The organism is Longimicrobium sp. (assembly GCF_035474595.1).
Lineage (GTDB): Bacteria > Gemmatimonadota > Gemmatimonadetes > Longimicrobiales > Longimicrobiaceae > Longimicrobium.
Window position 1 is genome coordinate 18,459 of the sequence record NZ_DATIND010000043.1, and the last position, 10,430, is coordinate 28,888.

Consider the following 10,430-nt stretch of genomic DNA (forward strand, 5'->3'; position numbering starts at 1 on the left):
GCGGGTGCGGGACGAAGCGGTGGGAGCCGCGCTGCGCACCGGGAACGCGACGCTCGTGGCCGAGGCCCGGCTCACCCGCGCCACGCTCCTGGCCTCGGTCGGCGAACTCGCCCGGGCGCGCCGCGACGTCGAGGCGGGACGCGCCGCGCTGGCGCCGGTCACCGACCCCGTGACGCGGAGCTGGCTGGAAGCCGACCTGGCCCTTGCGACGGGCGCGACCGCTCCCGCGGCGTCCAGGCCCGCGACGGCGGCGGGGTACGACCTGGCCGCGCGCTTCTTCAACGGGAAGGGGATCCCCTATCTCGCCTTCCCCGCCGTGGTGGGAGCCGCGGACGCGCGGCTGGCGGCGGGTGACCTGGCCGGCGGCGAGGTGAGGATGAGGGAGGCGTTCGCCATGCTGGAGCAGCGGCGCGACTCGATCCGCATGGAGCCCCGGCGCGCCGCCGTGTTCGACGCCGCGCGCGCCGTGGTGGACCGGGTGGTGATGCTGCAGCTCGCGGCGAACCGGCCGGGCGACGCGCTGGCCTACCTGGACCGGGGGCGTGCCTCGCTCGCTCCGGTGGGGCGCTCGGGCCGTGAGGGGCTGGGAGATCCGCTCCGCGCGCGGCCCGGGGAGGTGGCGGTGGAGTACGCGCTGGTCGCCGACACCCTGCTGGTATGGACGGTGGAGGGGCGGCGGCTGGAGCTCTCACGGACCACGGTGGACACGGCGCGGCTCGTCCGCACCCTCACCCACCTGCGGTCGCTGCTGGAGGGCGGGGCGGCCGAGGCGGAAGTCCGGGAGCCGCTCGCGCTGCTCTACGACTGGCTCCTCCGCCCGGTCGAGGCACGGCTCGGGGGCGCGGAGACGCCGCTGGTGATCGTGGCGTACGGCGACCTGGCGCGGGTGCCGTTCGCGGCGCTCCGCGACGCACGGCGGGGTCGGTACCTGCTGGAGGACCATCCGGTGCGCTTCGCCGCCAGCCTGCGCGAGGCGGCGCGGCCGGCGCCGCGGGGCACAGGGGCGGCGGCGGTGTTCGTCGCGGACCCGGCGTTCGCGCCGGGCGAGAACCCGGGGCTGGAGCGGCTGGCGGGCGCTTCTGCGGAGGTCCGCGCGATCGCCGCCGGGTACCCGCGCTCCCGGGTGGTGACGGACCGCGCGGCCACGGCGGGGGCATTCAGGGCGGCGCTCCGCTCGGCGGGGATGGTGCACTACGCGGGGCACGCGGTGTTCGACGACGAGCGGCCGGAGCGCTCGTACCTGGCGCTCGCTCCGGAGCCGGGGCATCCCGGCCCGGGCCGCCTCACCGCCGGGGAGCTGGCGCAGCTCGACCTTTCCGGCGAGCCGCTGGTGGTGCTGGCGGCGTGCCGCAGCGCCAGCGCGGGGCGCGCGAGCGGGTTCAGCGGGCTGGCGGGCGCGCTGCTGGCCGCGGGCGCGGGCGGCGTGATCGGAGGAACGTGGGAGGTGGACGATGCGCTGACGCAACCGCTGATGATCGAGCTCCACCGCGCGTACCGCTCCGGCGGCTCGGCCACCGCGGCCCTGCGCGCGGCCCAGCTCCGCCTGCTGGGCTCGGCGGACCCGGCGCTCCGCTCGCCGTCCGCCTGGGCGGGGTTCCGCTACGTGGGAAGATGAAACACCTCACCAACCATGAAAACACCCGACAGAGAGAGGCAGTCATGCCCGAAGGCGCAACCGGCGCAAAGCCCGCCGTGCTCAAGATCAGGTTCCGCTGCATGTGCTTCTTCGTCCCCGACGAGAAGAACAAGCGCATGCACGTCCTGATGCCGGACACGACCCGGGAAGGCAGCTGCCATTCCGCGACCGGCAACGGCGACGGCGGCCACGGGGCGGGTGAGAGTGCCGCCTCGGCCGCCGGCGTCGAGAAGCACGTGGTCCGTGTCATCTACGACAAGCCGGGGGGGCGGCTGGGCTTCGTAAAGGAGCAGGGGCTCGTGCTGATGCCCGAGGGCGGCGGCGTGAAGGACTTCATCGAGATGGAGGGATGGGAGCTCGTCTTCCCGGGGAACGGGGTGGATTCCACGCTTCCGGTCCAGATCCCCGACCTGAGCGCCACCAACGGTCCGGTGAACCCCGCGCTGCTCGGCGCGGCCAGGCAGCAGTCCGTGATCTCCCGCGTGGTCATGGAGGGGGGGAAGTGCGAGGTGGACGAGACCGAGTCCGCCGCCATCTGGCACTTCCAGGACACGGACCAGCCCCTGGCGCAGGAGGTCGTGTGGTCCATTCCGCTCGAGGCCGGGAAGCTGAGCTGGCAGCGCAAGCGGTTCCGGCCAGAGGGAGAGGCGCCGGCGGAGGGCGACGTGGAAGAGCTGCCGGAGCTCCTGCCCAATGCGGCGGGCAACGTCGAGCTCGTGGTGCAGCACGTGACCGCCACCGACTTTCCCTCGCCGCGCGACAAGGCGGATCCCGATACGCGGGCCGGGCACTTCGCGGCGTTCTACTGCCTGTTCGATGAGCCCGCGGACACGTCGATCCCGGTGTTCGTGGAAGAGGAACAGGGCCGGTTCATCACCTGCATCACGGCGCGCGGCAGCTGACGGCACGCCGCGGGGCTCCGGACGGTCGTCCGGAGCCCCGCTTCGCCTGGTTCGCCAGGGCCGCCGCTCCGCTCCCGGGACCCCAGCCTACTCCCGCTCCTCGCCCTCTCCAGCGCCCGCGGTGGCGACCTGCGGTTCGCCCAGGGTGATCGTGACCTGGATCGGAATCCTCACGGTACCGGGGACATTCACCCGCACCGGAGCCGCCGCCCCACCGGCGAAGACGCCCGCATCATTCCGCCGGGCGGGGCCCCCTCCAGGGCGGAGGCTGCGTCCCGCCAGGTGCAGCTGCTCCGCCACGCGGGCCGCGGGAACCGCGTGGTTCTTGTTGACGTTCGCGCCGCGGAAGTGCAGCCCCACCACCTCTCCGCTCGACAGACTCACCACCGGAGACCCCGAGTTGCCGCTCAGCGTGCTGCAGTCGTGGTGGAGCACGCCATCGGCAGCGCCGGTGATCTGGCCCGGGGCAAGGCACTTCTTCCCGAACCCGTCCGGGAAAAGCGCCTCGATGAACTTCTGGTCGGCGAACTGGTCGTTCCGCGACGGATAGCCGATCGCGGCGACGAAGTCCTCGGCGGCGGCCGGCGCCGAAGCGAGGCGGAGGGAATCCGGCAACGCGTTCGTGTCGTTGGGCACCACCTGGAGGAACGCCACGTCGGGGATCTCGCCGATCTGCAGGTGGAGAATGTCGACGACCCTGTACGTCCGGCTCTCGTCCGCGTCGTTTCCAAACTCCTCCAGACAGTCGATCGATGCGGTCATCCGCTCGGTACCGGCAAGGACCCTGAAGTTGAAGTCCTCTCCCTCCCGATCGGCGAATTTGTGTGCGATGTGCTGATTGGTCACCACGACGTCGTTCTCGATCAGGAACCCCGTGCCGAGCCACGCCTGGTCGGTTCCGACGGCCTCGATCCTTCCGGTCGCCCGCACCGCGCGCATGAGGTTGTCGTGAGCCTTCGTCAGCCGCTCGCGCCAGCGCTCGCTCTCGACGTTCAGGAAGTGGAGGGCGGCTTCGCCCATGATCACGGGCAGCACCGGGCGCACCAGCGGCAGCGTAACCGCGTCCAGCGCCAGCGCGGTTTCCATGTCCCGCATGCCCAGGTCGGCCGCGAAATTGGCGGCGGCCATCCGGGTGACGTTCCTCGCGCGGAATTCGGCCAGCTCGGCGCTCAGCCGGGGGTCGGTGCGCGCGATCCTGTCCAGCGCGCTGCGGATTCGGACGTGGATGGATTCCATGATGCGTCGATCGAGGAGGGAGATCGGGTCGGGTTTGCCGTACAGCTACAGATGGTCCGGCGGCGCCGGTTTTCGGTGGGGCGCGTCGTGGGAACCTGGAGAGAGGTGATGGTGGCGATTACACGATAGGAATCGCTCGCCGGAGCAACAAGCCTCCGCCTTCACGGCCGGGATGAACGGCTGAAAGCCACACGGAGTCAGCGAAGCCAACGGCGTTCGATCTCCGCCGGCTCCGCTGACTCTGTTGACTCCGGTGACTCCGCGTGACGCTGCCGTCGGAGAACTCCGCAGCCGCACGAACCTCACGCCGCTGGCCCGATCACCCTTACCAGCGGCGCGCGAAGCCGATGCCGAGGAGGTACTCGTGCTTCCCGGCGCTGGTGGCGCGGCCGGCCCAGCCGTCCAGCTGGAGGTTGGGGCCCAGGCGCAGCGCGGCGGTGGCGCGGAGCTGGCTCACGTCCGCCGCCCCCGCGCGCGTGGACGTGGTGCGCGCGTACTCCAGCTGCCCCGCGGCGGCGCTGCCGATGCTCGTGCGGCCGGCGGCGGAGAGCGTGGCCATGCCATGGCGGTCGCCGGAGACTACGGCGTCGCGCCAGGTGGCCATCCCCAGCGCGCGCAGGCCGCGCGGCAGCTCCCACTCGGCCGAGACGGCGCCCTCGGGCTGGAAATCTCCCGCGCCGACTCCCTTCGCGCCGGTGGGAAGCGTGGCGCCCGCCGTGAGCGCCACGGCTGGCACCCAGCCGGCGGGGTCGCGCAGGCGGTGCTTCACGCTGAGCGCCGCATCCCCCATCCCCTGCATCGTGGTGGCCGGCGTAACGGTGCGCATGTACGACGGCACGCTGCCGCGCAGCTCGGTGCGCGCATCCAGCCCCACGCGCACCAGGGTCTCGCCGAAGGCGTGGCGGGTGCGCTGGTCCAGCCGCGCGCGGCTGTAGCCGGCCTCGAGCTGCACCACGCCGGCCGGCACGGTGCCGGTGGACCTGGTGATCCCCAGGCGGCTGGTGGCGATGGGCGCGGCGGGCGGCGCGTGGGCGGTGGCGCATCCGGCGGCGAGGAGCGCCACGGCGGCGCAGGCGGCGGCACGGAGCGGATGTATGGCGATCATGGGGCTCATCCTTTGGCGGTGAAGGCGGGGGACCGGCCTCACCCCGCCGTGGTTCAGCGGGAGCGCGTCACTCGGCGAGCGGCGGGGATGCGAGCGAGGCGCGGATCCGCGCGAGCGGCTCGTCGACCCCGCCCTCCAGCCCGTCGTGGCGGTAGATGACGTGCCCCCGCGCGTCCAGGACCAGGTACGCGTTGGAGTGCGAGAGCTCGCCCCCGCCCTCGGGGCGGTAGCGGATGCCCAGCAGCGCCGCGAGCTCGCGCACCTGCTCGTCCGAGCTCGTCAGCAGCGTCCACCGCGCGGGCTGCATCCGGGCGGTGCGCGCGTACTCCGCCAGCCGCGCCGGCGTGTCGCGCGCGGGGTCGAGCGAGAAGAGGACGAAGCCCACGCGCCCGGCCTCCTCCTTCGTCAGCCCGGCCTCCATGCGCTTGAACTCGCCGACGATCATGGGGCAGGTGTGCGCGCAGTGCGTGTACGTCATCGCCACCACCTGGACCCTGCCGGCCAGCGAGCCCAGCGGGCGGCTCCGGCCCGCCTGGTCCGTCCACGGCGACTCCAGGTCGTACACGGAGAAGTCCGACGCGGGGGCCATGCGCGGAGCGGCGGCGGGGCCGCGGCCGCAGGCGGCCAGCGCGGCGAGGAGGACGAGGGCGGAGCGGCGGAGCGGGGTGGACATGGTCAGAGATCCTGTGCGCAGCGGAAGCCGAGGCCCTCGCCGACGGTGCGGCCCTCCAGCGCGGCGCGGTAGCCGTAGCGCAGGAAGGCGGGATAGTTGCCGGGATCGGTGGCGCCGATCACCCCGGCGGCGCAGAAAAGCTGGTGGTCGCGCCCGCCGGTGGCGCGCGAGTCGCCGGACACCAGCGTCCCGTTGAAGTCGTCCGTCCACTCCCACACCAGCCCGTGCAGGTCCCACACGCCCCAGGCGTTGCGGAAGGTGGACTCCACCGCGCCGCGGCGGCCCTCGCGCGAGGTGTACATCGCCAGCAGCCGGGCCACGAAGCGCGGATCGCGCGAGGCGTCGCGGGCCGTCTCGCTGGCCCGCGCGGCGTATTCCCATTCGTCGGTGGTGGGCAGGCGCTTGCCGCGCCAGGCGCAGTACGCCCGCGCCGCGAACCAGCTCACCTGCGTCACCGGCCGCCGCGCCTCGGCCGCGGACCCGGCGGACAGGTCGCCTGCCCACGCGCCCAGGTATCCCGCGTCGGCGAAGGCGCGGCGGACCCGTGTGCGCCGCCACTGCGGGCCCGCGGCGACGAAGGCCAGGAAGTCCGCGCGGGTGACGGCGTGCCGGTCCAGCGCGAAGCCCCGCACCGCCACCTCGCGGCGCCCGTTCGCGAACAGCGGCGTGTAGGTGCCGCCGGCGATGCGCGCCATCTCCGGCGGCCGGGCGCCGGCGGCCGCCGCGGGGCGCGGCAGCGCGAGCGTGAGGGCGAGGAAGAGGGTGGAGGCGCGCATGGGATCGAATCGGGTGAAAGTGCTGAGTGCTGAGTGCTTGAGTCCTAAGTCCTAAGTCCCAAGTCCTAAGTCCTGAGTCCTAAGTCCTAAGTCCTAAGTCCTAAGTCCTGAGTCCTAAGTGGGTGCGGACTTCACTATCCCCGTCTCCATCCACTTAGGACTTGGGACTTAGGACTTGGGACTTCTGTTCTTCACTTCTGCGTAAACGGCCCCTCCGAAATCCGCCCCGCGAACGCGCCGTGCAGCGGCTCGCCGTCTACCTGCATCAGCCCCACGGCGCCCTTGCTGAAGGCGCGGAAGAGCGCGTGGTCCACCATCACCAGCTTTCCCGGTGTCTCGGTGCGGAACTCCACGATGGCGCTGCCGCCGGCGGGGATGCTGGTGGTCTGCACGTTGTGCTGCGCCACCGTGCTCCCCTCGGCGTACACGTTGTCGAAGATCTCGCCGATCACGTGGAAGGAGCTGGTCAGGTTCGGCCCCCCGTTGCCCACGAACAGCCGCACGGTCTCGCCGGTGCGCACCTTCAGCGCGTGGTCGCCGGTCAGCGAGCCCACCGCGCCGTTGAAGACCACGTAGTCGGGGCGCTCGTCCACCGCCTTCTGCAGGTCGAACGGCTGCAGCCCCGGCTGGCCGTACGCGCCCTTCGTGTAGAAGTCGCCCTGCATCACGTAGAACTCGCGGTCCACCGGCGTCATCCCTTCTTTCGGCTGCACCAGGATCATCCCGTACATCCCGTTGGCCACGTGCAGCGACGCGGGCGCGAAGGCGCAGTGGTACACGTACAGGCCGGGGTTCAGCGCGGTGAAGCGCAGCACGCTCTCGTGCCCGGGCATCGTGGTGGTGGCCTCGGCGCCGCCGCCGGGGCCGGTCACCGCGTGCAGGTCGATGTTGTGCGGCACCATGCTCCCCGGGTGGTTCTTCAGGTGCAGCTCCACCTGGTCGCCCTCGCGCACGCGGATGAAGCGCCCCGGCACCGAGCCGCCGAAGGTCCAGAAGGTGTAGCTCACGCCGTCGGCCAGCCGCATCGTCTTCTCCACGATCTCGAGGTTGACGATGACCTTCGTGGCGTACGTCCGCGTGATCGGCTTCGGCACGTTCGGCGGCGTGGTCAGCTCGGCGATCTCCTCACCGCGGATGGCGGGCGCCTGGCGCACCGGGATCGGCGCGCGGAAGGCGGCGCCGGACGCCGAGGCGGCGCGCTCGCGGGCGGCCCACCCCAGCGCGGCGATGACAGCCACCGCGGCCAGGAGGATGAGCAGCACCCACGGGAGGCCGTGCCGGGGCGTCCTCGGCGGCGTGTCGCGGCGCGGAGCGGGGCGGCGCGCGGTGGTGACGGGTTCCTGCTCGAGCAGCGTGCTCATGGTGGTTCCCTCGTGCATGGGTCAGGCGGCGATCGCCACCCGGTCGTCGCGGCCGGAAGTCCCGGCGGCGGAGATTTCCTCGATCTCGCTCGGTTCCAGCAGGCCGGCCAGCGTGGTGGCGCCCAGCGGCGCCCGCATCTCGGCGCAGACGCGGCTCCAGGCGGCGTGCGCGCGGCAGGGGTGCAGGCCGTCGCACGGGCGGTCGCCCAGCAGGCAGACGGCGCGCGGGCGGGCGTCGTCGAACGTCGCCACCACTTCGGCCAGCGTCACCCGCGCCGGGTGCCTGCGCAGCCGGAAGCCGCCGGCGGGGCCGCGCGTGCTGGACACGATCCCCTGCCTGGCCAGCGCGTTCAGCGTCTTGGACAGGTAGTTGGCCGGCGCCCCCAGCGCCCGCGCGATGCGCTCGGCGGGAACGCACTCGCCCCCGGAGTGCCGGGCCAGGAACAGCAGGGCGCGGATCGCGTGTTCGGACGTCCGGGTCACCATCGGGCTCTCTCCTTTTCTCATGCGAATATGGGATTTGGCCGCGGCGCCGGATGTCGGCACTCCGCGGTATTCCTTGCGGGGAGGCGGCTCGGGAGATGCGGGAGATCGCCCCACGGCGGGCGGTGGGAGATGCGGGGAAACGGCGCACCACGCCGGCGGTGCGCGGGACGGGAGACCGTTCGGGGGAGGACGTGAAAGCCCCGGCAGCCGGATAGCCGCCGGGGCTCTTCATCGCCCGAAACATCGAGATGCCTACGGCGGGGGATGAAGCTGAACCCTCGCCGTCTTCGTCTTCAGCGCCGGCGCATCACGAACCGCCCGGAGGCGGCCCCGCCGCGGTAGTGGTCGTACATCCACGTCCCCGCGACCGAATCGCCCGCGAGAAGCCCCTGCATCCGCACCGCGGCGGGGTCGCCGGGCTGCAGCGTGATCTCTACCGAGTCCCCCGGCGTGACGCGCGCCTCCAGCGCCGGCACCCCGCGCCCGCCGTCGATCTCGAAGCCGAAGGGGCCGAAGCGCGTGGCGTAGCTCCCCGAGTGCGTGGGCCGCCCGGCCAGGTCCGCCTGGTCGGCGAGCGCCGCATTGCGCAGCAGCGCCAGCCGGCCGCGGAGCGTGCGGTGCGGGGGCATGTGGCCGGGGAGCAGCGGCGACTCCAGCACGAACTCCACCGCCCACGCGCCGTCCAGCGCCCGCGCGTTGGCCGGCTCCCGCGCCGCGCGCGGCGGCGACCCGCAGGCGGCCAGCGCCAGCAGGAGGGGAAGGATGCTTCGCGGTCGTGTGCCCATCGGCTCCCTCCGTGTTCGTGAAGGGAAGGATGGGGCGCGGGCCGTAAAGGCCGCACAAAGACGGAGGCGGGCGGCGTTAAGGAGATGTAAAGAAGTGGGGCGATGGAACGGCGGCTGGAGAGCAGCCTTGTCGCCCGGGCGTGGGGATGCCTAGCTTGCCCTCCACACATTCCGGCGGAGAGATGCCATGGCGGGGCCCACGACGACGTACGCGCCGCGACCAGCCCCGGGCACGCGCGCGCTCCTGGTCGCGGCGGTGCTCCTCTCCGCGTGCGGCGGTGCGGGCGCCAACCCGGCCGCGCGCGAGCGCTACGAGGCCGACGACCGCCGCTGCCGCGCGATGGCCGACAGCATGACAGCCGTCGCGCGCACCCGCGGCGGCCAGGTGGACGACGACGCCTACGAGCCCGCGCGGCTCAGCTGCATGTCGTACCGCGGCTGGAAGGACGGAAAGTTCAGGTAGGCCCCCCCGACGTCATCCCGAGTCATCCCCGCGCTGCGCTCGTCCCTGGAGGATGAAAGGAGGCGCGGTCGTGAGCGCCGATGCCGCGTAGCGAGCGGATCAGCCTCGCGCGGTTTGCGAGGCTTCCCGTAGTTGTTGCTGCGGCGCTGCGGCTTCAGCCGCCGGTGGGGGGGCCAGCCCGCGCACCTTCCACTCGGGCCGGCCGCGGTTTCCGTCTACCGCAGTGCCCGTGTTCCCGCGAAAAGCCCACGCCACGAGGAGTTCGCCGCCGATGTCCAGCAACATGTATCTCAAGTTCGAGAACCCGACGATCGCCGGGTCGAGCACGGCCCCGCAGCACGAGGGCGAGATCGAGGTCCTGTCGTGGAGCCACGGCTTCGTGCAGCCGACCAGCCCCACGCGCGTCGAGGCGGGGAGCGGAACGGCCGAGCAGGCGGTGCACCAGAACCTCACCTTCACCAAGTATGTCGATTCCTCCATGCACGAGCTGCTGAAGATCTGCTGGAGCGGAAAGCAGATCGGCAAGGCGACGCTGAGGTGCTTCCGCAGCGGCGCGGCGCCCGGCGACCCGGCGGTCGAATACCTGACCGTGGCGATGGAGCACGTCGTCATCTCCAACTACAGCATCTCGGGCGGGCCGGGCGAGGTTCCGCTGGAGAACGTGTCGCTCGACTACGGGATCGTGCAGTACGTCTACCGCGACCAGAAGACCAACCCGGCCGGCGACAGGGCCCGCGCGCGCCACGATCTGGAGAGGCGGAAGGTGGAGTAAAGTAGTCCCAAGTCCTAAGTCCTAAGTCCTGAGTGCTGAGTGCTGAGTGCTGGCCGGCACAGGCGAATTCGGGACTTGGGACTTAGGACTTGGGACTTAGCAGGATGCTAAAAAACAGTGCTTGGGCTTCGCCCGACTCCTCAAACCGGGGGTCGTCAGCAGGCCCAGCGTCCAGGGGAGCTCCGGGCGTGCCGTTTCGTCCTGTTTCGCACCGGAATCGGTGCGCGGAAGCGTC

At 72.2% G+C, this 10,430-nt stretch carries 10 protein-coding genes and 1 pseudogene; 4 read left to right on the top strand and 7 right to left on the bottom strand.

Translation table 11 applies throughout. The features are described 5' to 3' along the window. Positions 1-484: 484 nt before the first annotated feature. Entirely contained in the window at positions 485-1,615 is a 1,131-nt protein-coding gene (locus VLK66_RS28730) for a CHAT domain-containing protein (protein WP_414676457.1), read from the top strand. Further along, a complete protein-coding gene (locus VLK66_RS06850) occupies positions 1,612-2,538 on the top strand; it encodes a hypothetical protein (RefSeq protein WP_325308637.1) in 927 nt (308 codons plus the stop codon). The genes VLK66_RS28730 and VLK66_RS06850 overlap by 4 nt, the downstream gene beginning before the upstream one ends. Before the next feature lie 87 nt (positions 2,539-2,625). Here VLK66_RS06850 and VLK66_RS06855 read toward each other — a convergent pair whose 3' ends face one another. From VLK66_RS06855 to VLK66_RS06885, 7 genes and pseudogenes are all read right to left on the bottom strand, one after another. After that, positions 2,626-3,774: a serine protease gene (locus VLK66_RS06855; protein WP_325308638.1), complete on the bottom strand. Its 1,149-nt coding sequence runs from the start codon at positions 3,772-3,774 to the stop codon at positions 2,626-2,628. A gap of 325 nt (positions 3,775-4,099) precedes the next feature. After that, on the bottom strand, positions 4,100-4,879 hold the full coding sequence (locus VLK66_RS06860) for a transporter (RefSeq protein ID WP_325308639.1): 780 nt from the start codon (positions 4,877-4,879) through the stop codon (positions 4,100-4,102). 67 nt (positions 4,880-4,946) lie between these two features. Then, positions 4,947-5,552: an SCO family protein gene (locus VLK66_RS06865; RefSeq protein WP_325308640.1), complete on the bottom strand. Its 606-nt coding sequence runs from the start codon at positions 5,550-5,552 to the stop codon at positions 4,947-4,949. Between the two features lie 2 nt (positions 5,553-5,554). Then, entirely contained in the window at positions 5,555-6,328 is a 774-nt protein-coding gene (locus VLK66_RS06870) for a formylglycine-generating enzyme family protein (protein WP_325308641.1), read from the bottom strand. A 200-nt stretch (positions 6,329-6,528) separates the two neighbouring features. Next, positions 6,529-7,581 (bottom strand): annotated as a pseudogene (nirK, locus tag VLK66_RS06875) (copper-containing nitrite reductase); the annotation flags it as partial. A 129-nt stretch (positions 7,582-7,710) separates the two neighbouring features. Further along, on the bottom strand, positions 7,711-8,175 hold the full coding sequence (locus VLK66_RS06880) for an Rrf2 family transcriptional regulator (RefSeq protein WP_325308643.1): 465 nt from the start codon (positions 8,173-8,175) through the stop codon (positions 7,711-7,713). A gap of 293 nt (positions 8,176-8,468) precedes the next feature. Beyond that, positions 8,469-8,960 carry a hypothetical protein gene (locus tag VLK66_RS06885; protein ID WP_325308644.1) on the bottom strand — a complete coding sequence of 164 codons (492 nt, stop codon included), beginning with the start codon at positions 8,958-8,960 and terminating at the stop codon, positions 8,469-8,471. A gap of 187 nt (positions 8,961-9,147) precedes the next feature. Here VLK66_RS06885 and VLK66_RS06890 point away from each other — a divergent pair, with 187 nt between their 5' ends. Both VLK66_RS06890 and VLK66_RS06895 read left to right on the top strand, forming a co-directional pair. After that, positions 9,148-9,423, top strand: coding sequence for a hypothetical protein (locus VLK66_RS06890; RefSeq protein WP_325308645.1), 276 nt, complete (start codon positions 9,148-9,150; stop codon positions 9,421-9,423). 271 nt (positions 9,424-9,694) lie between these two features. Next, positions 9,695-10,195 (top strand): type VI secretion system tube protein Hcp, encoded by a 501-nt coding sequence (locus VLK66_RS06895; protein ID WP_325308646.1) that lies wholly within the window; start codon positions 9,695-9,697, stop codon positions 10,193-10,195. Positions 10,196-10,430 lie beyond the last annotated feature (235 nt).

Excerpts from the sequence above, each read along its gene's own strand:
- VLK66_RS28730 (WP_414676457.1), top strand. The coding sequence starts at position 485 with ATGCTGCAGCTCGCGGCGAACCGGCCGGGCGACGCGCTGGCCTACCTG.
- VLK66_RS06865 (WP_325308640.1), bottom strand. The coding sequence starts at position 5,552 with ATGTCCACCCCGCTCCGCCGCTCCGCCCTCGTCCTCCTCGCCGCGCTG.
- VLK66_RS06880 (WP_325308643.1), bottom strand. The coding sequence starts at position 8,175 with ATGGTGACCCGGACGTCCGAACACGCGATCCGCGCCCTGCTGTTCCTG.
- VLK66_RS06895 (WP_325308646.1), top strand. The coding sequence starts at position 9,695 with ATGTCCAGCAACATGTATCTCAAGTTCGAGAACCCGACGATCGCCGGG.
- VLK66_RS06860 (WP_325308639.1), bottom strand. The coding sequence starts at position 4,879 with ATGATCGCCATACATCCGCTCCGTGCCGCCGCCTGCGCCGCCGTGGCG.
- VLK66_RS06870 (WP_325308641.1), bottom strand. The coding sequence starts at position 6,328 with ATGCGCGCCTCCACCCTCTTCCTCGCCCTCACGCTCGCGCTGCCGCGC.
- VLK66_RS06850 (WP_325308637.1), top strand. The coding sequence starts at position 1,612 with ATGAAACACCTCACCAACCATGAAAACACCCGACAGAGAGAGGCAGTC.
- VLK66_RS06885 (WP_325308644.1), bottom strand. The coding sequence starts at position 8,960 with ATGGGCACACGACCGCGAAGCATCCTTCCCCTCCTGCTGGCGCTGGCC.
- VLK66_RS06890 (WP_325308645.1), top strand. The coding sequence starts at position 9,148 with ATGGCGGGGCCCACGACGACGTACGCGCCGCGACCAGCCCCGGGCACG.
- VLK66_RS06855 (WP_325308638.1), bottom strand. The coding sequence starts at position 3,774 with ATGGAATCCATCCACGTCCGAATCCGCAGCGCGCTGGACAGGATCGCG.